This is a genomic window from Halosimplex halophilum (assembly GCF_004698125.1).
GTDB classification, from domain to species: domain Archaea; phylum Halobacteriota; class Halobacteria; order Halobacteriales; family Haloarculaceae; genus Halosimplex; species Halosimplex halophilum.
Genome location: NZ_ML214297.1, coordinates 744,464 through 766,205, shown reverse-complemented (window position 1 = coordinate 766,205; position 21,742 = coordinate 744,464). Strand labels below are relative to the sequence as shown.

Here is a 21,742-nt window from a genome sequence, read left to right as displayed (position 1 = left end):
GAGGTCCTACAATCGCCTGCGCCCGAGCTTCGCGACGAACGATCCGCCCAGTTCGCGCATCTGCGGAGTCACCGCTCGAAACACGCCGACAACCCCTTGGGAGGTCGTCGGGTGTCTGACGCTGTACACTGAATACCGATATAGACAAAAGAGGCCAGACCGGACCGGCGGAGTTTACACTTTTCGAGTGGGTGATTCGGCCGGATCCGCGAAACAGATGGTTTCTCGTTCGAATCCCGCGCCGTAAGGAATCCTATTGGGGTACTAATAAGTACGACAACGATCGTTGTCGGGTAATGGACTCCGACGGGGTCATGGAACGGAGGCAGTTCATAGGGTCAGCAACGCTCCTCGGCGCAACCGTTCTTTCGGGCTGTTCGGATCTCGGGGACTCCGAGAACGGGGTTCAAGACTCGGACGGCGACGGGGTGATTGACAGTGAAGATTACGCTCCGAACGACCCGGACGTACAGGAGAAAAGTGACCTCCAGAGCACGTCCACACCGTCGGCGAGCGACGGAGTGGGAACTCTCGACGAGATCGGATCGAACGGAGCGGGGACGGATTCACCGACCCCCTCGGAGAGCGATGGGGTCGATGGTCTCGATGAAATCGAACTAGACGGGACAGAAACAGACACGCCCGGAGAGAATCCGGTCCTTGTCTCGGATATCCGACACCCCGAGCCACAGGCAGTAGCGATCGACAACACACACAATCGGGGAGATTCGTACGATTTCACGGCGACTGTAGAGAACACCGGCACCGCGGGTGATATCGGACTGACGCTGGTCTTCCTCGAAGATCCCGACGACAGTGTACACTCGGTGGGGTCCAAGAAAGTCCGGTCTCAGAAACGCTTCTTTTCCTCCGGGGAGCGGAGAAGTACGACGATGACCGCCGAGCTCGAAGACGGATACGAGGGGTACGGATTCCGTCTCTGGGCGGGCGAGGTCGAAGCCGACATCAGAAATCGCGGTCGCTCCGGCGATGTCGAAGTTCAACTGCTGAATGAGGAGGGGATCGGAGACACCGGTGTCGTCCTCGACGAACAGACCGTTGATATCAGTGGCGGAGAGACGAGGACAGTGTTGTTCGAAGGGGAATACGACGGATTCATGTTCGAGAATGTGACGGTCGAGGCGTCCCGTATCGAGTGAGCGGTCGCGTTCGTGCTCTGCAGGGCGTGTTTCGAGCGACTCCGGAAGGCGCTTTCTGGCCGAACCCCGCACAGACCGGGAGCGACCGCTCGCCCGTACCCGACTCCCACGTTGCAATCGCGACCGCGATCCGACTGATCCGTGAGTGTGGCGGTAGATTGATTGCGGGAGGGGTCGAGTACGGGAACAATGACGGAGAGCGACGTAGACACCTCGCGGACGGCGGTCAGGACGTACGTCCCGGCCTACCAGCGCGAGGAGTGGGACGAACACGCCGACGCCCTCGGAATGAGCCGCAGCGAGTTCGTCCGGACGATGGTCCAGGCCGGCCGTCGAGGCTTCGGCGGCGGCGACGCGGATAGTCCCGGCTCCCCCGCGACCGATGCGCCGTCGGAAGGTACAGAGCAGGCGTCTCGGGACGCTGACTCCGGGGGTTCGGACCTCGAAGACAGGGTCGTCGAGGCGCTCCGGTCGGGCGATTACCTGTCGTGGGAGGAGCTGCTCGAAGCGGTGACTGACGACATCGAGGCGGAGCTGGAGGACGCGCTGCAGCGGCTCCAGTCGGAGGGTCGAGTCACCTACAGCGGCCGCAACGGGGGGTACACCATCGATGAGTAGAGCCGAGCGCGGGTCGACGGACGCCGAGGACCCGGTCGCGTACTTCCTCGACGACATCACGTTCCAGGGCAAGAGCCAGCGGACCCGGGACGCCTACGAGCGCGTGCTCCGGGAGTTCGAGGCGTACCTGTCCGAACGGGGACTCGACCTCGACGAAGCGAACCACCGCGACTGCATGGCGTGGATCCACCAGCTGCGAGGGTCGGTCGGCGAGAGCACGGTCGCGACGTACGCCTCGTATCTTCACCGGTTCTACGGGTACATGACGGAGGTCGGAACCTTCGAGGAGAACCCGATGGCGCTGGTCCTGGAGGAGATCGACGAGTCGATCAACGTCGATCCGGAACGGCGGGACATCACCGTCCCCGCGATGCGGTCGTTCGTTGCGGAGGTGACCCATCCGCTGGACCGGGCCGTCGTGGTGACGCTGTTGAAGACGGGGATGCGAGCCGGCGAGCTCTGCAATCTCGACAGACGGGACCTCTCGCTGTCGGACTCGCCGTTCGAGTGGACGCACCGGCCGCAGCTGGACGGGAAGCCCGACTCGATCTACGTCGACGACGCGCCCAGCGCGGGCCAGGCGTACAACGGACAGGTGCGGACCGCGTCGAACAAACGCAAGCGCGCGACGACGATCCCGGTCGACGACGAACTCGCCGCCGTCCTCGTCGAGTGGCTGGCCGTCCGACCCGACCCGCGGGCGGACGCGGACCCGCTGTTCGCCAGCACGACCGACGAGTGGGGCAAACGGCTCACCCCCGACATGGTCCACCACATCGTCGAGACGCACGCCCGCGACCAGGGCTGGTACCGTGACGGCGGCGGCGCCGAGGAGAACGTCACTCCGCACTACTTCCGGCACTTCTTCACGACGCACCTCCGGGACCGGACCGGCGACCGCGGCATCGTCAAGTACCTCCGGGGCGACGTGGCACAGGACATCATCGACACCTACACCCACGACTGGGGCGACCGCGTCCGCGAGGTGTACGCCGACCACATCTACCGACTCCTCTGAGCGAGCGAGGTCCTCCCCGTCTCTGTAATGTGTGTTCGGTGCCAGAAGCCGTGTTCGGTGGCGCACGGATAAACTATATCTCGCTATATCAAAATCGCACCGGTCGCAGATCGTTCCTTTACTCGTCAGGACCGCGATCGCGGGACGTACAGAGTGAGGCGGCCCGAGATCGAGGGATCCAGTCTGATCCCCGTCCGTTCGCGCGAACCCTCGGCGATCCGGGACCGAGTTGTCCGGGCCGATCCGGATTACACACGTAGTACTGTCATGCCTGCTAGTCGGACCCACGACCCGCCACGGAATTCGAACTTGCGTTCTAATTGAATGAACGTCGGTTACTTCTACGGAGACAGCAGTCCCGACGCAGAATGATGCGTTCTGTGCGATGACGACCGATATACTCGCTCCCTGACGGGCGTGTTAGGTCACTGGACTGTCCAGTTATCGTTCACAGCAACAGAACGGGTTCCTGGGACATGCAGCGCTACGGGACGAATTCGGCGGTTGGAGACGGAGCGTGGTCGAGCCGTCACAACCGAAAGAGAAATCGTCCGGCGATGCCGGACAGATAATTCAGAATCCGGCGACGGGGCCGACGGCGGGTCTACGTGTTGAGGTAGACCGTCTTGATCTCGGTGAAGAAGTCGAGACCGGCGTCGCCCTGCTCGCGGTAGGTGTTGGTCGAGGAGTCCTTCTTGCCGCCGAAGGGCACGTGGAGTTCGAGGCCGGTCGTCTTCTCGTTGACCTTCGCGACGCCGGCTTCGGTGCGCTCGATGAACTCGTGCGCCTCGTTCAGGTCGGTGGTGACGACCGACGAGGAGAGGCCGAACTGGCTGTCGTTGGCGGCCTCGATGGCCTCGTCGAAGTCCTCGACCTCGGTGACGGCGAGGACCGGACCGAAGACCTCCTCCTGAAAGATGCGCATGTCGCGCTCGACGTCGGTGAAGACGGCGGGGCTCACGTAGTACCCGTCGTCGTACTCGTCGCCTTCGAGACGCTCGCCGCCGGTCTCGTGGGTCGCGCCCTCGTTGGCGGCCACGTCGACGTATTCGAGCGTCGACTCCAGCTCGCTCTGGGTGACGTGCGGGCCCATGCCGGGGTCCTCCAGGCCGGGGCCGATGTCGATGGACTCGGCGTACTCGACGATGCCCTCGACGAACTCGTCGTAGACGTCCGTGTGGACGATGGCGCGGGAACAGGCGGTACAGGCCTGGCCGGTCACGCCGAACGCGCCGGCGCCGACGATGTCGACGGCCTCGTCGACGTCCGCGCTGTCGGTGATGATGGCGGGGTTCTTGCCGCCCATCTCGGCCTGCGCGCGGGCCATGTTGTCCGTCGCGGCGTCGTAGACGTGGTGGCCGACCTCGGAGCTACCGGTGAAGGAGACGGCGTCGATGCCGTCGTTCGAGGTCAGCTCGGCGCCGACGTCGCTGCCGGAGCCAGGGACGAAGTTGATGACGCCGTCCGGGATGCCCGCGTCCTCGAGCGCCTGCACGATGCTGGCGGCCGGGCCGGGTGCGGCCGAGGCGGGCTTGATGACGACCGTGTTGCCGGTCGCCAGCGCCGGGGCGATCTTCCAGGCCGGGATGGCGATGGGGTAGTTCCACGGCGTGACGAGACCGGCGACCCCCAGCGGCTCGCGCTTCGTGTAGACGGACGTGCGGCCGCCGCTCGGGCCCTTGCGCTTGCCCGCGTTGTCGGCGGCCTTCTCGGCGTAGTAGTAGAAGATGTCGATGGCCCGCTGGACCTCGGGGCTGGCCTCCGAGAGCGTCTTGCCCTCCTCGTGGGAGAGCTGCTCGGTCAGGTCCTCCTTGCGTTCCTCCAGCAGCTTCGCCGTCTCGCGGAGGATCGTCCCGCGGTCGGGCGCGGGCGTCGCTTCCCAGTCGGCCTGGGCTTCGTTGGCCGCGTCGATCGCCTTCTGGGCGTCCTCGGTCGAGCCCTTCGCGTACTCGGCGACAGTCTCCGTCGTGTCGGCCGGGTTCTCGACAGCGAAGGTGTCCCCGCTCTCGGCCGGGACCCACTCGCCGTCGATGTACAGGTTCGTTGTGTCTGTCATGCACGTAAACGGTCGTCTGGCGGCCACTTACGAGTTTCCATACAGGACACGGCCTGCCACTATCTCGATCGGATCGGGGCGGGTAGCGCCGTCGGACGCCCCCCGAGCGGATGTGGGAAACTTTAAGCGAGTTACGTAAGCACCTATACTCGTCATGGTCGATTTCGACAAGATCAGCGACCCGAACGCTGAGTACACGATGCGGGACCTCTCGGCGGAGACGATGGGCGTCTCCAAGGAGCGCGGCGGCACACGCGACGCCGAGATCACGGACGTACAGACGACGATGGTCGACGGGAACTACCCGTGGATCCTCGTGCGCGTCTACACCGACGCCGGCCCGGTCGGCAACGGCGAGTGTTACTGGGGCGGCGGCGACACCGCCATCATCGAGCGGATGAAGCCGTTCCTCATCGGCGAGAACCCCCTGGACATCGACCGCCTCTACGAGCACATGATCCAGAAGATGTCCGGCGAGGGCTCCATCTCCGGGAAGGTCATCTCCGCCATCTCCGGCATCGAGATCGCGCTGCACGACGTGGCGGGCAAGCTCACCGACCTGCCGGCCTACCAGCTGCTCGGCGGCAAGTACCGCGACGAGGCCCGCATCTACTGCGATCTGCACACCGAGAACGAGGCCGACCCGCAGGCCTGCGCCGAGGAGGCCGACCGCGTCGTCTCCGAGCTGGGCTACGACGCCATCAAGTTCGACCTCGACGTGCCCTCCGGTCACGAGCGCGACCGCGCCAACCGCCACCTCCGCGGCCCGGAGATCGAACACAAGGCCGAGATCGTCGAGGCGACTACCGAGGCCGTCGGCGACCGCGCCGACGTGGCCTTCGACTGCCACTGGTCGTACGCCACCGGCAGCGCCAAGCGCCTGGCCAAGCGCCTCGAGGAGTACGACGTGTGGTGGCTCGAGGACGTCGTCCCGCCGGAGAACCACGACGCCCAGCGCGAGGTCACGCAGTCGACCGCCACGCCGACCGCCACCGGCGAGAACGTCTACCGCACCCACGGCAACCGCGACCTCATCGAGAACGAGGCCATCGACATCATCGCCCCCGACATCCCGCGCGTCGGCGGCATGCGCGAGGGCCGTAAGATCGCCGCCATGGCCGACATGTACTACATCCCCGTCGCCATGCACAACGTCTCCTCGCCCATCGGGACGATGGCCTCCGCGCAGCTTGCCGTCGCCATCCCCAACTCCCTGGCCGTCGAGTACCACTCCTACGAGCTCGGCTGGTGGGAGGACCTGGTCGAAGAGGACGACCTCATCGAGGACGGCTACATGGAGATCCCCGAGGAGCCGGGCCTCGGCCTGACGCTCGACCTCGACACCATCGAGGCGAACATGGTCGAAGGCGAGACGCTGTTCGATCCGGCCCCGTAAGCCGGATCGGGCTCGCTAATCTCCGCTCAGCGGTGTTCGACCCGGCCCCGTAAGCCGCGTCGAACCGGCGAATCTCCGACTCGACTCGTTCGACGAGGCCCCTGAGCTTCGTCGAGCGCGAAGGTCTCCGATTCTCGCAGTTCGACCCCGAACCCCGAGCCAAACCGTGCTCGCCGAACGAAGTCCGGTGGCTTCGACGCACCACCGGGCTCACCCGCGTCTCCCGCGGTTTCGACGCTCGCGGGTCCCGATATCGCTCTCGGAGGGTTCCGGTATCGAACCGTTTCTCCTGATGGGACGCCCGGTTCGCGCGACGATCCCGTTTCCCGAGATCGAACGAGTTCGGTAACATGTAGAACGAGGTTCGGCCGAACAGAACAGGTAAGTGCGGGGCCGTGGACCGTGGGGTATGGACGAACCGAAGCACCCGGTCACGACGGTCGACCGGACGCTGCAGATCGTCGAGATCATCCAGGAGCTCGACGGGGCCGGCGTCTCGGAGATCGCCGACAGGGTCGACGTGGGCAAGAGCGCGGTCCACAACCACCTCAACACGCTCGCCAACCGCGGGTACGTCGTCACGGAGGGCGACGAGTACCACGTCGGACTCGCCTTCCTCGGGCTGGGCGCCTACGCCCGCAAGCGCAACGAGATCTTCGACGCCGCCCACGCCGAGGTCGACGAGCTCGCCGACGAGACGGGCGAACTCGTCAACCTCCTCGTCGAGAAGGGAGGACAGGGTATCTACCTCTACCAGGCCCGGGGCGACAGCGCCGTCGAACTCGACACCTACGAGGGGAAACGCGTCAACCTCCACTGCACCGGCCTCGGCAAGGCGATCCTCGGCTTCCGCCCCGAGGAAGAGGTCGAGGCGATCCTCGACGAGCACGGCATGCCCGCCGAGACCGAACACACCATCACCGACCCCGACGCCTTCTTCGAGGAACTCGCCGCGGTCCGCGAGCAGGGCTACGCCATCGACGAGGAGGAACGGCTCAACGGCCTCCGCTGTGTCGCCGCGCCCATCACCGACGACGACGACCGCGCCATCGCCGCCATCAGCGTCTCCTGTCCCGTCCACCGCGTCGACGACGAGCGCTTCTACGAGGACCTCCGCCAGGCCGTCCTCGGCGCCGCGAACGTCGTGGAACTGGAACACAACTACTCCTAACCATCTTTATCGACCGGGGGTTCCCCGCAGGTCGCCGCAGGCGACCGAGGAAACCCCCGGTCCAAAAACATGGGTGAAAAAGGCCGGACGACTCGGTCGCGTTCGCTCCCTCGCGTCCGGTGTCTGCGGGAGCGAGCACCGCGAACGACCGCGGGCTCGTCAGCGCCTGTCTCTGACGGCGAACTGGCGCTCCGCGCCGGATGCTGGAACCGCAATCTGCGGCACCGGACACTGGGACCACAGTCTCGCCGCCAAATGCCGATACCACACTGCCGAAAACACGTCGTGATATAGCGAACGATGGGAAACAGTGAGAGAACGTCCGCGCGCCGCAGGCGCGCGGTTCACCGGTCGCGAGGGAGCGGAGCGACCGCGGCGACCGGCCTTTTTCACCAAGCTTTTGCGGCGGAGGATCCCCGCAGCGCGCCGAAGGCGCGCGAGGAGCTCTCCGCCGCAAAAAGTGGTCTCACATCGCGCCGCCCATGCCGCCGCCCATACCGCCCATGCCGCCGCCGGGCGCGCCGCCCGGACCGCCTTCGTCCTCCTCGTCGTCGCCGACCGAGAGGTCGCCGGCGGAGATCACGTCGTCGATGCGGAGGATCATCGTCGCGGCGTCGACGGCGGAGTTGACGGCCGTCGTCTTGACCCGCAGGGGTTCGACGACGCCGTCCTCGAACATCTCGACGAGCTCGCCGGTGTCGGCGTCGATGCCGACGTTCACGTCGCCCGCGTCGTGGCGGGCGGTCATGTCGACCAGGGCGTCGATGGCGTCGTGGCCGGCGTTCTCGGCGAGGGTGCGGGGGCCGTCCTCGAAGGCCTCGGCGAACGCCTCGACGGCGAGCTGCTCGCGGCCCTCGACGGAGTCGGCCTCCTCGCGGAGCGCGAGCGACGCCTCGATCTCCGGGGCGCCGCCGCCCGGCAGGACGTGGCCGTCCTCGATGGCGGCGGAGACGACGCCGACGCTGTCGACGACGGCGCGCTCGACCTCGTCGAGGACGTGCTCGGTGCCGCCGCGGAGGAGGATCGTCCCCACGTCGGCGTCCGGCAGGTTGCTGAAGACGATGGTCGACTCGTGGTCGGCCTGCCGGCGGACGGTGCGGTCGCGGATGACCCGCTCGGAGACGCGGCCGGCGTGGCCGAGGTGGTCGGCCGTCAGCAGCTCCAGGTCGCCGACGCGCTCGGCGCCGGTCGCGGCCGCGACGCGCTTGCGCTTGTCGTCGTCGACCCGGCGGAAGGCGGTGATGCCGTTCTCGACGAGCAGTTCGGCGGCGTACTCGTCGATGCCGCCGTCGGCGAGCACCACGTCGGCGCCCGCTTCGACGATCTTGTCGACCGTGTCGGCGAGCTCGGACTGTTCGAGTTCGACGAACCCCTGGAGGTCGTCCATGTCGCCGACCGACGCCTCGGCGCCGATCTCCGTCTCGGAGACCTCGATGTCGCCCTCGTAGACGAGGACGTTCGCGTCGGAGAGGTCCCGGGCCATGTTCTGGTGGACCGGCTCGATGTCGAAGAGGACGCCCTCGACGAACTCGGAGTCCTCGATGGAGGCGCCGTAGAACTGGCGCACGTCGACGGCGTCCCGGTCGACGGTGCCGTCCTCGCGGACGGCGCCGCGGACGGCGCTGACGACCATCGACGACAGGAGGTCCTTGGCGGTCTCGGCGCCCTTGCCGGTCATCGCGGTGCCGGCGACCTGTTCGAGCACCTCGGTATCGTCGGGGTCGACCTCGGTCGCGATGTCCTCGAACACCTCGGTGACCGTCTCGGCGGCGTGGCGGTAGCCCGAGACGATGGAGGTGGGGTGGATGTCCTGTTCGAGCAGGTCCTCGGCGTTCGAGAGGAGCGCGCCGGCGAGGATGACCGCGGAGGTGGTGCCGTCGCCGACCTCCTCCTCCTGTGTGGTCGCCACGTCGACGACCATGTCCGCGGCGGGATGGTCGACGTCCATCTCCTCCAGCAGCGTCACGCCGTCGTTCGTGACGACGACGTTGCCGCCCTGGTCGACGAGCATCTTGTCCATCCCTCGCGGGCCGAGGGTCGTCCGGATCGTCTCCGCGACTGCGCGCCCCGCTTCGAGGTTCATCGACCGGGCGTCCTCGCCCGACGTGCGCTGGCTCTCGTCGGAGAGGACCACCATCGGTCCGTCGGCCATCTGTCGTGCCATGTGTGCTCACAACCGCGTCTGGCGGAAATAAGATTTGCTTTCCGCCGAGCGCGCCCGCTGGCGGGCTGGGAGAACGGAAAGAGAGACGCTGGCGGCGGCGGCGCCGTTCAGTCGCCGAAGCTCGCCGATTCCTGGGCGTCGTACTCGTCCTCGTCGGCGTCGACCAGCTCCGCGCTGTTCCAGTACTCGTGGGTCTCGAGCGCGCGGAAGCAGGCGGCGTCGCTCTCGCCCGCGGTGTCGAACCGCTCGGGCTCCTCCTGCGTGCAGACCTCGCGGGCCTCCGGGCAGCGCGTGTGGAACTTGCAGCCCGAGGGCGGGTCCTCGGGGTCGGGCACGTCCACCTTGCGGACCGGCGGGTCCTCCTGGATGCGCTGTTTCGCTAGGTCCGGGTCGACGGTCGGCGTCGACCACTTCAGGACCTTCGTGTAGGGGTGGGTGGGGTTCTGGAGGATCTCCTCCGGCGGCCCGATCTCGACGATCTCCCCGAGGTACATGATGGCGATGCGGCCGCCCGCGCGCTTGGCGAGGTAGCGGGCGTTCGCCAGGTCGTGGCTGATGAAGATGTAGGACGTGTCGAAGGTGTCCTGCAGGTCGAGGATCAGGTCCATCATCCCGACGCGGAGGCTCACGTCCAGCGCCGAGATGGCCTCGTCGGCGAGGATCACGTCCGGGTTCATCAGCAGGGCGCGGCCCAGGGCGATGCGCTGTTTCTCCCCGCCCGACAGCTGGTGGGGATACCGCTCGGCGTAGTCCTCCGGCGGCATCATATCCACGTACTCCAGGAAGCGGTAGATGGTGTCCTCCCGCTCCTTGGGGCCCAGCTCCGTCCGGTACTTCTTGAGCGGGTCCGAGAGGATCGCCTTGACCCGCCGCGAGGAGTTCAGGGCGTTAGCGGGGTCCTGGTGGATGATCTGCATCGCGCGGCGGATCTCGGTGAACTCGATGTCCGCGTCGCGCGGGTTGGACTTGGCGTCCCAGATGTCCTGGCCGCGGTAGGAGATCGTCCCGCTGGTGGGCTGTTCGAGGCCGATCGCGGTCTTGCCGAGCGTGGTCTTGCCACAGCCCGACTCGCCGACCAGCACGACGATGTCGTTGTCGTAGAGGTCGAAACTGACGCCGTCGACCGCGCGGACCTTCTTGTCGGTCAGCGCCCGCTTGACGATCCCGCCCGGGGTGTAGTGGACGTTCACGTCCTCCAGCGACAGGATCGGTTCGTCGTCCGGTACGTCGGTCGCCGCCTCGTCGGCGGCCGCCTCGTCCGCCGTCACGTCGTCTGCCGTGGGTTCGTCTGTGCTCATCTGTCGTCCTCCGTGGTCCCGTGGTCGAGTCTGTAGCTCAGCTCGTTGCGGGCCTGGTCGGTGTAGAAACACGCCGCCTCGTGGTCCTCGTCGACGGTCACGAGGTCGGGGTCCTCGATCTCGCAGCGGTCGTCGGCGATCGGACACCGCGGGTGGAACGAACACCCGGTCGGGATGTTCACCGGGTCCGGGCGCGCGCCCTCGATGGGCTCCATCTCGTCGATGTCCGACTCGATGCTCGGCACCGAGCGCAACAGCGCCCGGGTGTAGGGGTGGGCGGCGTCTTTCAGCAGCGAGCGCGTCTCGCCCACCTCGATGAACTCGAAGGAGTACATCACGCCGATGCGGTCCGACAGCCCGGCGACCAGCGGCAGGTCGTGCGTGATGAAGACGATGGTCAGCTCGAACTCGTCGCGCAGCTCCCGCAGCATCGAGATGATCGACCGCTGCATCAGGAGGTCGAGCGCGGCGGTCGGCTCGTCCATCACGAGCACCTCCGGTTCGAGCACCAGCGCCAGCGCGATGAGCGCCCGCTGTTTCATCCCGCCCGACAGCTCGTGGGGGTAGGAGTTCATCACGCGGTCGGGGTCGAGGTGCAGCGCCTCGAACAGGTCCCGGACGTGCTCCATGCGCTCGTCGAGGACGGCGTTGTGGGCCTGGATGGTCTCGTGGAAGTGGCCCTTGATCTTCATCGTGGGGTTGAACGAGTTCATCGCCCCCTGGAACACCATCGAGACCTCCTCCCAGCGGAAGTTCTTGAGCTCGCTCTCGCTCATCCCGAGCACGTCGATCGAGTCGTCGCCGACGGCGTCGTAGGAGCCGATCTGGTCGGCGCTCGGGGTGTCGGTGCCCTCGTCCTCCCGCGGGTAGTAGGTCACGTCGCCCGAGAGGTGGCCGGGGTCCTCGACGGCGTCCATCAGCGCGGCGGCGAACATCGACTTGCCCGAGCCGGACTCGCCGACGACGGCGAGGATCTCCTCGCGGCGCACGTCCAGGCTCACGTCGTTGAGCACCCAGGCCTGTCCCCGGGACATCCCGAACTGCACGCGGGCGTCCTCGACGCTCATGACGATGTCCTCGTCGGGGTCGTCGGTCTCCGTCGTCTCCTCCTCGCTCGATTGGTCCGGTTGTCCGATTGCCATGTCAGTTCACCTCCGGTCGTCGGGTCGGTTCGCGAGCGGGCATCACAGGTCACCCGCCCCGTCCTGTTCGTCCTCCGGGACCGTCTCGGAGTGGCGCGCCAGCAGGCGCGGGTTGAACACCCGGTCGAGCCCCTGCGAGAAGAGGATCAGCGAGAAGCTCACGCCCGAGATGGCCAGCAGCGGGAACAGCATCCAGTGGCCCGCGCGGCCGGGGGCGGAGATCGCGTTGCCCTGCTCGTAGGCCAGCTGCATCATCACGCCCCAGTTGAACGAGCTGAACGGGAGCACGCCGATGAAGTACAGCGCGACCGACTGGAAGATGACCGCGACCGCGGCGCCCGCCGCGGAGACGAGCACGAACGGCGCGACCTTCGGGACGAGCTCCTGGCCGACGATCGTCGGCGTCGAGAGCCCGATCGACCGGGCCGCCTCGACGAAGTCCTCTTCGCGCAAGGACAGCACCTGCGAGCGCAACATCCTGGCCAGTCCCGGCCACTGGTCGATGGCGATGATGGTCCCGACGATGAACGGGTCCTCCGGCGAGAAGATCGCCGCGAGGACGATGATCAGCGGCAGGCCCGGCAGCGTGATGAACACGTCGGCGATGGTCATCAGGACCGTGTCGACGACGCCGCCCTTGTAGCCCGCGATCATCCCGACGAGCACCGCGACGCCGACCGAGAAGACGATCCCGGCCAGCGCCATCTTCATCATCGCCGGCGTCGAGTGGACGAGCGTCTTGAAGACGCCCCGTCCGAGGTTGTCGGTGCCCAGCGGCATCGACCAGTCGACGAACGGCTGGAGGTAGTACGGCCCCTCGTTGATCTGTGGCGGCGGCACCAGCCAGACGCCGACGGTCCCCATCAGCAGGTAGAACAGGACGCCGACGCCGCCGATGCGGGTCCGCCAGTCCGACCACGCGACGCGGAACGGCGTCGCGATGTAGAAGTCGAACGCGCGGCGGGCGCGCTCGGCCGGCGGCGTCCGGCGGCGCTCGACCTCCTCGTCGGAACCGAAGATGCTTTCCTGCGTGACGCCTCCGTCGCTCTGTGGATTTTTCTCGGACATCGTTAGAAGCTCTCCCTCGACGCGCCGGTCCCGGCCCGCGGGTCGATGAGCCCGTAGGTGAGGTCGGCGATCAGGATGGCCGTCACCGTGATGCCCGAGAAGAACACGAACGCGGCCATCACGAGCGGGTAGTCCTGGTTGACCGCCGCCTCGAGCATGAACCAGCCGACGCCGTGGTACTGGAAGATCTGCTCCGTGATGACGTTCGAGCTGAACATCCCCGCGATCCCGAGCATGAACCCGGTGTAGATCGGGAGGATGGAGTTGCGGGTCAGGTACCGCGTCAGGATACGGTTCGTGCCGAGCCCGCGCAGCCGCGCCGACCGGAGGTAGTCACCGCCGATGACGCGGACCGTCAGCGCACGCATCCCGATGGCCCCGCCGGCGAAGCCGACGATGAAGTTCGAGAGGATGGGCAACGCGGCGTGTCTGGCGATCCCGATCATGTAGTCGAGGTTGAAGCCGGGCGTCGCCGCCGGCGGCGCGCGGCCGCCGGTCGGGAACAGGCCCCACTGGAACGCCAGCACCGACAGCATCACGATGGCGGCCACGTAGTAGGGGATCGACCGCATCACGAGCACGAACACCGTCAGCCCGGAGTCGATCTTGGTCCCCTCGTGCCAGGCCATGAACACGCCCACCGCGATGGTGGCGGTAAAGCCCAGCAGGAGCCCGTAGACGCTCAGGAAGATCGACCACGGCATCCCGCGAAAGAGGATGTCGAAGACGGGGTCCTGGAACAGGATCGACTCGCCGAAGTCCTGGTAGAGGATGATGTCCCGGATCCACTCGTAGAAGGCGATCGGGATCGGCGTGTCGGGGTTGATCCCCGTCAGTTGTTCGGCCATCTCGGCGACCTCCTGCGTGTCGACCGGCTGGCCGCGCTGTTGCATCTGCTGGACCCGGTCGGCGATGATCGCCTGGACCGGCCCACCCGGAACGAGTCGGTACAGCGCGAACGTGATGAACATCCCCACGAAGAACGTCACGATCGCTTGCCCGAATCGGCGTATGTAATAGTTCATAGTGTGTGTTGGTGTATCACAACTTCTTAATTCTTCCGTCAGAGCGCAGTGACGACGCTGTACGCGATGTACAGCACGTACCCGCCCGTCGGGACGGCGGCGACCTTGTACGCCTCGCTCGTCGTCAGGTCGCGCACGTCCTTGATCGCGTAGGCGCCGATGTACCCGGCCCACAGCGCGAAGACGATCCCGACGGCGGTCGCGGCGAGCACGACCGTCTCACCGCTGGCCTGCGACCAGACGAATGCCGACACCTCGTCGGCGATGCTCGTCGTGATCGTGATGTCCTCGTCGGTGACCTCCAGCGTCGTCGAGGCGTATGCCATCGCGGCGGTGTGGATGACGTTCGCGATCAGGATCGGGAACAGCGCCCAGGCCGTCCGCTTCATCGCCACGTAGGTCGTCCCGATCGTCGTGTACAGCCAGGCGACGTAGTACATGCCGATCCCGAACCAGATCCACAGCAGGAACGCCCCCAGCAGCGGCTCGACGACCCGCTGCTGGAGCTGGAACCGGACCTGCTCGTTGATAGTGACCGACTGGAAGCCCTCGAACTGGAAGATCAGCTCCTGGAGCATCACGTAGTTGCCCACGAGACCGACCAGCCCGGCGACCAGCACCAGCGCGAACTCCGATTTGACCCGCCGCGTCCCGATGTACTCGTCGTAGAACCGCTCCGGGTCGGTCAGCAGCGCTCGGTACAGGTCCAGCGTCCTGCTGAGATACGAGCCCGGGTTCCGAACCGCGTTTGAAACACCCATGGTGTGTCCTCCAGTTGAGTCGTTACGCCGGTGCCTCGATGGTCGGGACGGGGATCTCCTCGAGCACGTCCGCGACGATCTCCGACTTGTCCACGTCGTTGACCTGCGACTCCGCGGTCAGGCCCAGGCGGTGGGCGATGACCGGCTGGGAGACCGTCTTGACGTCGTCGGGCGTGACGTAGTTGCGCCCCTCGATGACGGCCTGGGCGCGAGCGGTCTCGTAGAGGCGCTGGGTCCCGCGCGGGCTCATGCCCGTCTCGACGCGGTGGTCGTCGCGGGTTGCCCGCGAGACGGCCGCGATGTACTCCAGCATGTCCTCGGTGACCGTCACGGTGTCCGGGACCGCCTGCAGGTCCATGACCGACTCGTGGTCGAGCACCTGGCCGACCGACGGGGTCGTCGACGTGCGGTCGTTGCGCCGGCGGAGCAGCTCGACCTCGCCGTCCACGTCGGGGTAGCCGATGGAACTCTTGACGTTGAAGCGGTCGATCTGCGCCTCGGGCAGCGGGAAGGTCCCCTCCTGCTCGACGGGGTTCTGCGTCGCGATGACGAAGAACGGCTCGGGCAGCTGGCGGGTGTCGCCCTCGGTGGTGACCTGGCCCTCGCCCATCGCCTCCAGCAGCGCGGCCTGGGTCTTCGGCGGCGCGCGGTTGATCTCGTCCGCGAGGACGATGTTCGCGAAGATGGGACCCTTGTTGAACTCGAACTCGCCCTCCTGCTCGTTGTAGATGTAGGTCCCCGTCACGTCGTTGGGGAGCAGGTCCGGTGTGAACTGGATGCGGGAGAAGGAGAGTCCGAGCGCCGTCGCGAAGCTGTTCGCGGTCAGCGTCTTGCCCGTCCCCGGTACGTCCTCCAGCAGGACGTGGCCCTTCGAGAGCAGCCCCACGAGCACCGTCTCGAGGAACTCCTCGTCGATGATGACCGACGACTGGATCTCGTCGACCACTGCGTCCAACTGCTGGCTGGCCTCCTGTATGGATAGGTCGCTCTGTGCCATGGTAAGATAGCCCGTGCTATACCTCTTAACCCTGACGGTGTAAGACGGTTTTCCGTGATGGAATACTGACTGACACGCCAGTCAGCGAGCGGATATCGACGGGACCGTCCCGGGCCGCGGCGGGACCCGAGAACGGGGGTCGAACCGGTCAGAACCGGATCGGATGCGGTGTGAAAACCGAGCCGCGAACCGGGCCGCGAACCGGAAGCGGTCGCCGGCTACTGCCGGATCGACCAGATGAAAAACAGGGCCGACAGCAGCAGGAGCGTCAGCGCCGGCACCGTCAGCGAGCCCCACGGTACGATGTAGAGGCCGTAGGAGAGGCCGGCGGCCACGACGCCCACGAAGACGGTCGCGGCGACGTGGACGGCCTCGCCCCGCTGGGTGTCGGTCTGGTCGGAGAGCTGGCGGCCGACGCTGAAGGCGTTCGACCCGAGGTCGAACGAGATTATCGTCGCCAGCGCCGCGAACAGCAGGAACTCCGGCACGTCGCCGAAGAAACCGGCGACGACGATGCCGATGAAGACGATTCCCGTCCCCGCGGTCGTCAGCCGCTCGGACTCGAAGACGAACAGGCCGGCGGCGACGCCGGCGAGTCCGAACAGTCCGACCGGCGCCGACAGCGGCGCGACCAGCGCCGTCGTCACGACCGCCAGCAGCGCCGCGGCGACCGCGATGATACCACTGAACCGTGCGGGCGAGTGCGTGACCTCGACCGCGCTGAACTCCTCGTCCTGTGTGTCGTAGCTCATTATGCCCACCTCGTCTGTGCTTTCTCGACCTCGAGCGAGAGGCGCTCGTCGGGGTCCCAGTCCATGACGCGGATCCCCCGTTCGCGGAGGTACCGGACCCGCGCGGTCCGTTCGATGCGCGTGAGCCGCTGGCCGACCGTCTCGTCGACGGTCACGTCGGGACTGATGACGGTGACCAGGTGGCCCTCGGAGTCGAGCCGCCGGGCGACCTCCGCCGCGTAGTCGTCGGCCAGCGGCGAGAACAGGAACACCTGCGACGTGCTCGGCAGCCGCCGGCGCACGTGGGTCATCGGGTCGATGTACTGGCTCTCGTGGTCCTGGCGTTCGGGCGGCCGCGGCGACAGCGCCGGGTGCTGGGCGAACAGGACCCGGGCGTTCTCCAGGTGTTCGCTGCCGGCGCCCGGCGCGTACCAACAGGGCACCGTGTCGAAGGCGGCGACGCCCACGAGGTTGCCCTGCTCGTACAGCGCGCCGAACATGTCGCTGGCCGCGTGGACCGAGTGGTCCACCGCGTGCGGTTCGTCGGGGCCCGCCGAGATGTACGCGCTCTGGCGAGTGTCGAACAGGATGGTGACCGTCGCGGCCTTCTCCTGGCGGAAGTCGATCGTCGCAAGCTCGCCGGTGCTGGCGACCTGCTTCCAGTTGATGCGGTTCATCGGGTCGCCGGGCCGGTAGTCGCGGACGGAGTGGAACTCCAGCCCGGAGCCGCCCTGCTTGGTGTCGACGTCGCCGGCGTACTGCGTGGTCTGGGCGCGCACCGGCACGTCGTTGGTGACCCGCAGCGGCGGGACGACCCGCATCCCCGCCTCGGGGGTGACCAGCGACGTGCGCTCGACGCCGCCGCTGAAGTCCCGCGCGACCACGAGCAGCGGCCACTGGTACTCGCCGCGCTCGACGCGGACGGTGTACTCCACCTGCGCCTGCGCGCCCGACTGCAGGGCCGTGTGCAGGCGCGGGACGCCGTCGGTGACGACGAACGAGTCGGGGACCACGTCGACCATCCGCAGGTCGGGCAGCATCGACCCGCTCTCGTTGCGGACCGTCAGCGTCACCTCGACGAGGTCGCCCGGCTCGGCGTCCTCGACGTCGAACTCCCGCTCGACGACCAGCCCCTCCGTCCGGGGCACGGCCGAGACGCGCGCGTAGATGGTGTAGGCGATACCGACCGTCCCGGCGAGCATCAGGCCGGGGGTGAACGTGACCACGCCGGCGCCGACCGCGACCAGCGCGAACGCCGTCACGCCCAGCCAGCGGTTCGTGTGCTGCAGGCTCACGTCCTCGAAGGGCTCGCTCGTGTCGAACGACGGCACCGAGGAGTTCGACTCGTTCCAGTTGGACTCGACGGCGTCGTCGTCGTCGCCGTCGTCGGCCGAGCGGCCGAGCAGGCGGTCGAAGAACGAGCGGTCGTCGGTCTCCTCGACGTCGACGTCGTGGCTCACGTCCACGTCGCCGACCTCGATGAGCTCCTCGACGGTGACGCGGAAGCGGTTCTCGAAGGCGGCCACGTCGTCGGTGCCCGACAGCAGCGACTCCGACAGGCCGGCCTCCTCGGCGGCGGTCCGCTCGCCCTGGAAGAACTGGGCGGCCGTCTCGTTGTCCGTCCACTCGCCGGCCTCGAGGATGCGGCGGGCCTCCTCGACCGAGCAGTCCTCGCGGTTGCGGATCACGGCGACCGCGAGGTTCTCCAGCCGCTCCTCGAGGTGTTCGCGGTTCTCGCTGACCCCCTGGCGGAGGTGGGTCATCTCGTAGAGCATCCGGTCGACGTCCTCGCCGGGCATCGGGTTGCCGGCGGGTCGCTCGGGGTTCGGCGTGACCGTCTCCTCGACCTCGCCGCGGAGGCGCCGGCGGACGACGCCCAGGCCGGTCACCACGGCGATGATCCCGACCAGGAAGACCCCCTGCGTCGCCGAGGGCAGCGCGCTCGAGAGGTCCGGGACGACGATCATCGCCGCCGCGGCGGCGAACAGGATCGCCCCGATGGCGATCAGCACGCGGTTGAGGAGCGTCTCAATATCCATCGTCGCCCCCCTCCCCGACCGAGGAGTCGGTCGCACCGCCGTACTCCTGCTCGATGTTGCGGAACACGTCGATGGCCAGGTCCTCGCGGCTCTCGGCGTCGCGCTTGCCGTAGCGGACCTCCTCGAACAGTCGCGTCAGTTCCTGTACGTCCTCTTCGCCCAGCCCGACGTCGACCGCGGCCTCGGCGAACTCGCCGGGCGTCGCGCTGTCGGGGTTGGGCACGTCGAGCATGCTGGTCATCTCCCACCACGCGCGGTAGACCTCGTTGTCCACGTCGGCGTTGTGCTCTTCCAGGCGGTCGGCCGCGCGACCGGCGGCCTGGGCGAGGTCCATCACGTCGGCGCCCTCGCCCTCGTCGACGGCTTCCTCCTCCATGGTGGTGATCTGCTGGTCGCTCGACGCGCGGAACAGGACCGCGGCCGTCGCGACGAGCACGACCCCGAACACGCCGAGGACGGCCGCGGGCGGCACGTCCATCGACGCGACCGGCGACGTGGAGGTGTTGGTCGAGCCGCCGACCGTCCCGTCGCCCAGGCCGGGACCGCCGACGGTCGCGCAGTCGGTCCCGAGGAAGTACGCCAGGAGGACGGGCGGCGCGAGCGCGTACAGCCCCAGGAACGCGGCGCCGAACGAGTACCGGCGCTTGATCAGGAAGACGAGCATCGCGGCGGCGCCGAAGTACACCAGGCCGCCGTACCACGTCGTCAGCGGCTCGACGCAGGTGGTGTACTGGACCACGTCGCCGTCGGCACCGCCCCCGCTTCGGTTGAGCCCGTCACCCCCGCCCGGGCCGTCTCCGCTGCTACCACCCTGGTTTGGTCCCTGCTCGTTCGGATCCTGCGCCGGGTCCTCCCCGGCACCGGTCGCCGCCCCGGTGTCGACGGTCGCCGTGATCGTCGCGGCGCCCACGGCGACGGCGGCCATCGCCACGAGCCCGATCACGACGAACCGCAGGGCTTCCTGTGACACATAATCATCCATACTACGACTTGTACGATCGACCCTATATGTCTTTTCCGCTTGCCGGAGGCCGGCGGGTGGCGATCCGCTGGATACAGCGAACCTGCCCCCGCCTGGCCGCCGCGGGAGAGAACCGTTCGCACCCGGGACGTTTCGGGCCGCGCCGTGTCGAATCTGATCGGACGGGGACTCTCACGGCTGACCGTCTCCGAGGCACCGCGGGCCCGACCGCTCGGGCGGGTTCGCCCCCGGAGGCCTTAAGGCGGGTCGTCCATAACCTCGCGGCGATGGAACCTGGTTCCGAAGGGCGGGCGGGCGGCGGGTTGACCCGGCGGGCGTACCTCGCCGCGCTCGGCGCCGGGGCGGCCGGGTCGCTGGCCGGCTGCACCGAGCCGAACGAGATCGTCGACTCGCCGCGGGTGTTCGGCTTCCAGTTCCCCTACGTCCCCGAGAACGTCCACGTCGGCCCGTGGTCCAGCTCGGACCCCGCGGCGTTCTACTCGGTCCTCTTCGAGGCGGAGTCGTACACCACGCCCGGCGGCGACCGCCGGCTCGGCGACGTGGTTGAGTCGGTCGATATCGACGGCGACACCGCGACCGTCACCTACGCCGACGGCTACACCTGGTGGTCGGGCGACCCCGTCACCGCCCGCGACGCGTGGGTCGAGGAGCGCATCGCGTCGTTCGTCGGCGGCGACGACGGCTACGGCGTCGACCTCCGCGACGAGCGGACCCTCCGCTACCGCTTCGAGCGGCCCCTGGACCGGCCGCTCGCGCTCGCGGCGGCGGCGGGCGGCGCCGTCCGGACCCGGGCCGACCGCTACGAGCCGTGGCTCGACCGGCTCCGCGAGGCCGGGACCGACGAGCGCCGCTCGGAGGTCGTCGCCGAGCTCCGGACGGACAGCCCCGGACTGGAGACGCTCGCCGACGAGGGGCTGGGCTGTGGCCCCTACGAGCTCGTCGAGGTGTCGATCAACCGGCTGATGCTGGAGCGCTACGACGACCACCCCCGCGCCGACGAGGTCGCGGTCCCGCGCCTGTGGTTCCCCGTCGTCCAGTCGATGTCCGTCGAGAACCTCATCGACAAGGGGTGGCTCGACGGCGGCAACGGGCTGCTCGCCGACCAGCGCGGCTCCCCGCCGGGGAACCTCGAACAGCTCGCGACCTACCCGACCGACTCCGGCACCAAGCTCGTGCTCGACTGGCGGGACCCGCACCTGGGACGCCGGCCCGTCCGGCGGGCACTCCTCTCGGTCGTCCCCGTCGACCAGATCGTCGACGTGGCCGACTGGGGCGAGCCGATCGAACTGCAGACGGGCCTCTCGGCGCCCGCCGCCCGCCGGTGGCTCCCCGACGAGGTCCGCGAGCGGCTCCACCGCTACCCCGTCGAGGCCGACGAGGCGACCGCCGCCGAGTACATGCGCGCGGGCGGCTACAGCCGCGACGACAACGGCGACTGGCGCGGCCCGGACGGCGAGCGCCCCGCGATCCGGATCGCGACGCCCGTGTGGTCCGACTACGTGTCGGCGACCGAGGTCGTCGCGTCGAGCCTCTCGCGGTTCGGCTTCGACGTCGAGACCGACCGGCTCACCAACAGCAACGTCTACAGCGCCGTCTCGAACCACACCCACGACGTCGTCGTCTGGAGCTTCGACGGCGACCCCTACAGCGTCTACGACGTGACCGGCGACGGCGCGACCGCGATCGGCTACGGCGTCGACGACCCCGGCGCCGAGGCGGGCAGCCGCGGCAAACCCGTCGCGGCGTCCGTCCCGCGGACGCCCGGCGCCGTCGACGCCCCCGACGGCGAGCGCCGGACGGTCGACCTCCTCGACACCTGGCGGACGATCGAGGCCCCGAACGACCGCGAGACGACCGTCGACGCGATCGCGACGTTCGCGACCTGGTGGAACGACGCCCTCCCGGACATCTACCTGGGCAACAGCGTCGACGGTCTCTGGGGCAACACCCGCGACTTCGAGTGGCCCGCCCACGACGACGACCGCGAGTACGGGACCGCCGGCCCCGGCGACCAGCCGGTATTCCACATGCTGAAACACGGTGCGATCCGCCCGGCGACCGACGGCTGACGCCGCGACGGTCGGCGGGAGCGGTCCGCGAATTCCGACGGTACGGA

The 21,742-nt window shown here is 67.9% G+C and carries 17 protein-coding genes; 6 read left to right on the top strand and 11 right to left on the bottom strand.

Annotated features, from left to right (window positions below; translation table 11 throughout):
* The first annotated feature begins 296 nt into the window (after nucleotides 1-296).
* The 3 genes from E3328_RS22310 (at nucleotide 297) to E3328_RS03770 (ending at nucleotide 2,796) form a co-directional block, all read left to right on the top strand.
* On the top strand, nucleotides 297-1,160 hold the full coding sequence (locus tag E3328_RS22310) for a hypothetical protein (RefSeq protein WP_209452128.1): 864 nt from the start codon (nucleotides 297-299) through the stop codon (nucleotides 1,158-1,160).
* Between the two features lie 189 nt (nucleotides 1,161-1,349).
* Nucleotides 1,350-1,778 carry a DUF5805 domain-containing protein gene (locus E3328_RS03775; protein ID WP_135363286.1) on the top strand — a complete coding sequence of 143 codons (429 nt, stop codon included), beginning with the start codon at nucleotides 1,350-1,352 and terminating at the stop codon, nucleotides 1,776-1,778.
* The gene (locus E3328_RS03770) at nucleotides 1,771-2,796 is read left to right on the top strand and encodes a tyrosine-type recombinase/integrase (RefSeq protein WP_135363285.1); all 1,026 of its coding nucleotides are present in this window, start codon (nucleotides 1,771-1,773) and stop codon (nucleotides 2,794-2,796) included. The genes E3328_RS03775 and E3328_RS03770 overlap by 8 nt, the downstream gene beginning before the upstream one ends.
* A gap of 604 nt (nucleotides 2,797-3,400) precedes the next feature.
* Here E3328_RS03770 and xacF read toward each other — a convergent pair.
* The gene (xacF, locus tag E3328_RS03765) at nucleotides 3,401-4,852 is read right to left on the bottom strand and encodes a 2,5-dioxovalerate dehydrogenase (protein ID WP_135363284.1); all 1,452 of its coding nucleotides are present in this window, start codon (nucleotides 4,850-4,852) and stop codon (nucleotides 3,401-3,403) included.
* A 154-nt stretch (nucleotides 4,853-5,006) separates the two neighbouring features.
* On the opposite strand from xacF, the gene E3328_RS03760 reads away from it, so the two are divergent.
* Together E3328_RS03760 and E3328_RS03755 are read left to right on the top strand one after the other, a co-directional pair.
* Complete coding sequence (locus tag E3328_RS03760; protein ID WP_135363283.1) at nucleotides 5,007-6,248, top strand: mandelate racemase/muconate lactonizing enzyme family protein; 1,242 nt, start codon at nucleotides 5,007-5,009, stop codon at nucleotides 6,246-6,248.
* Nucleotides 6,249-6,657: 409 nt separating this feature from the next.
* Nucleotides 6,658-7,419, top strand: coding sequence for an IclR family transcriptional regulator (locus tag E3328_RS03755; RefSeq protein WP_135363282.1), 762 nt, complete (start codon nucleotides 6,658-6,660; stop codon nucleotides 7,417-7,419).
* A 466-nt stretch (nucleotides 7,420-7,885) separates the two neighbouring features.
* Here E3328_RS03755 and thsA read toward each other — a convergent pair whose 3' ends face one another.
* The 10 genes from thsA to E3328_RS03705 all read right to left on the bottom strand — a co-directional run bounded on the left by thsA (nucleotide 7,886) and on the right by E3328_RS03705 (nucleotide 19,626).
* Nucleotides 7,886-9,571, bottom strand: a complete 1,686-nt coding sequence (thsA, locus tag E3328_RS03750; RefSeq protein ID WP_135364661.1) for a thermosome subunit alpha — start codon at nucleotides 9,569-9,571, stop codon at nucleotides 7,886-7,888.
* 119 nt (nucleotides 9,572-9,690) lie between these two features.
* The gene (locus E3328_RS03745; protein ID WP_135363281.1) at nucleotides 9,691-10,881 is read right to left on the bottom strand and encodes an oligopeptide/dipeptide ABC transporter ATP-binding protein; all 1,191 of its coding nucleotides are present in this window, start codon (nucleotides 10,879-10,881) and stop codon (nucleotides 9,691-9,693) included.
* Complete coding sequence (locus E3328_RS03740; RefSeq protein ID WP_135363280.1) at nucleotides 10,878-12,023, bottom strand: ABC transporter ATP-binding protein; 1,146 nt, start codon at nucleotides 12,021-12,023, stop codon at nucleotides 10,878-10,880. The genes E3328_RS03745 and E3328_RS03740 overlap by 4 nt, the downstream gene beginning before the upstream one ends.
* Before the next feature lie 42 nt (nucleotides 12,024-12,065).
* Nucleotides 12,066-13,091, bottom strand: a complete 1,026-nt coding sequence (locus E3328_RS03735) for an ABC transporter permease (RefSeq protein WP_135363279.1) — start codon at nucleotides 13,089-13,091, stop codon at nucleotides 12,066-12,068.
* A gap of 2 nt (nucleotides 13,092-13,093) precedes the next feature.
* Nucleotides 13,094-14,116 (bottom strand): ABC transporter permease, encoded by a 1,023-nt coding sequence (locus tag E3328_RS03730; RefSeq protein ID WP_135363278.1) that lies wholly within the window; start codon nucleotides 14,114-14,116, stop codon nucleotides 13,094-13,096.
* Between the two features lie 38 nt (nucleotides 14,117-14,154).
* Nucleotides 14,155-14,877 (bottom strand): YIP1 family protein, encoded by a 723-nt coding sequence (locus E3328_RS03725; RefSeq protein WP_135363277.1) that lies wholly within the window; start codon nucleotides 14,875-14,877, stop codon nucleotides 14,155-14,157.
* 22 nt (nucleotides 14,878-14,899) lie between these two features.
* Nucleotides 14,900-15,874, bottom strand: a complete 975-nt coding sequence (locus E3328_RS03720; RefSeq protein ID WP_135363276.1) for an AAA family ATPase — start codon at nucleotides 15,872-15,874, stop codon at nucleotides 14,900-14,902.
* A gap of 218 nt (nucleotides 15,875-16,092) precedes the next feature.
* Nucleotides 16,093-16,626, bottom strand: coding sequence for a DUF7519 family protein (locus tag E3328_RS03715; RefSeq protein ID WP_135363275.1), 534 nt, complete (start codon nucleotides 16,624-16,626; stop codon nucleotides 16,093-16,095).
* Complete coding sequence (locus tag E3328_RS03710) at nucleotides 16,626-18,644, bottom strand: DUF58 domain-containing protein (RefSeq protein WP_135363274.1); 2,019 nt, start codon at nucleotides 18,642-18,644, stop codon at nucleotides 16,626-16,628. Before E3328_RS03710 ends, E3328_RS03715 begins: the two co-directional genes overlap by 1 nt.
* Complete coding sequence (locus E3328_RS03705) at nucleotides 18,634-19,626, bottom strand: DUF4129 domain-containing protein (protein ID WP_246022874.1); 993 nt, start codon at nucleotides 19,624-19,626, stop codon at nucleotides 18,634-18,636. The genes E3328_RS03710 and E3328_RS03705 overlap by 11 nt, the downstream gene beginning before the upstream one ends.
* A gap of 266 nt (nucleotides 19,627-19,892) precedes the next feature.
* Between E3328_RS03705 and E3328_RS03700 the strand changes: the two genes are divergently transcribed.
* Nucleotides 19,893-21,695 carry an ABC transporter substrate-binding protein gene (locus E3328_RS03700; protein ID WP_167837289.1) on the top strand — a complete coding sequence of 601 codons (1,803 nt, stop codon included), beginning with the start codon at nucleotides 19,893-19,895 and terminating at the stop codon, nucleotides 21,693-21,695.
* Nucleotides 21,696-21,742 lie beyond the last annotated feature (47 nt).

Coding starts and splice junctions, on each gene's coding strand:
- E3328_RS22310 (WP_209452128.1), top strand. CDS start 297: ATGGACTCCGACGGGGTCATGGAACGGAGGCAGTTCATAGGGTCAGCA.
- E3328_RS03775 (WP_135363286.1), top strand. CDS start 1,350: ATGACGGAGAGCGACGTAGACACCTCGCGGACGGCGGTCAGGACGTAC.
- E3328_RS03770 (WP_135363285.1), top strand. CDS start 1,771: ATGAGTAGAGCCGAGCGCGGGTCGACGGACGCCGAGGACCCGGTCGCG.
- xacF (WP_135363284.1), bottom strand. CDS start 4,852: ATGACAGACACAACGAACCTGTACATCGACGGCGAGTGGGTCCCGGCC.
- E3328_RS03760 (WP_135363283.1), top strand. CDS start 5,007: ATGGTCGATTTCGACAAGATCAGCGACCCGAACGCTGAGTACACGATG.
- E3328_RS03755 (WP_135363282.1), top strand. CDS start 6,658: ATGGACGAACCGAAGCACCCGGTCACGACGGTCGACCGGACGCTGCAG.
- thsA (WP_135364661.1), bottom strand. CDS start 9,571: ATGGCCGACGGACCGATGGTGGTCCTCTCCGACGAGAGCCAGCGCACG.
- E3328_RS03745 (WP_135363281.1), bottom strand. CDS start 10,881: ATGAGCACAGACGAACCCACGGCAGACGACGTGACGGCGGACGAGGCG.
- E3328_RS03740 (WP_135363280.1), bottom strand. CDS start 12,023: ATGGCAATCGGACAACCGGACCAATCGAGCGAGGAGGAGACGACGGAG.
- E3328_RS03735 (WP_135363279.1), bottom strand. CDS start 13,091: ATGTCCGAGAAAAATCCACAGAGCGACGGAGGCGTCACGCAGGAAAGC.
- E3328_RS03730 (WP_135363278.1), bottom strand. CDS start 14,116: ATGAACTATTACATACGCCGATTCGGGCAAGCGATCGTGACGTTCTTC.
- E3328_RS03725 (WP_135363277.1), bottom strand. CDS start 14,877: ATGGGTGTTTCAAACGCGGTTCGGAACCCGGGCTCGTATCTCAGCAGG.
- E3328_RS03720 (WP_135363276.1), bottom strand. CDS start 15,874: ATGGCACAGAGCGACCTATCCATACAGGAGGCCAGCCAGCAGTTGGAC.
- E3328_RS03715 (WP_135363275.1), bottom strand. CDS start 16,626: ATGAGCTACGACACACAGGACGAGGAGTTCAGCGCGGTCGAGGTCACG.
- E3328_RS03710 (WP_135363274.1), bottom strand. CDS start 18,644: ATGGATATTGAGACGCTCCTCAACCGCGTGCTGATCGCCATCGGGGCG.
- E3328_RS03705 (WP_246022874.1), bottom strand. CDS start 19,626: ATGGATGATTATGTGTCACAGGAAGCCCTGCGGTTCGTCGTGATCGGG.
- E3328_RS03700 (WP_167837289.1), top strand. CDS start 19,893: ATGGAACCTGGTTCCGAAGGGCGGGCGGGCGGCGGGTTGACCCGGCGG.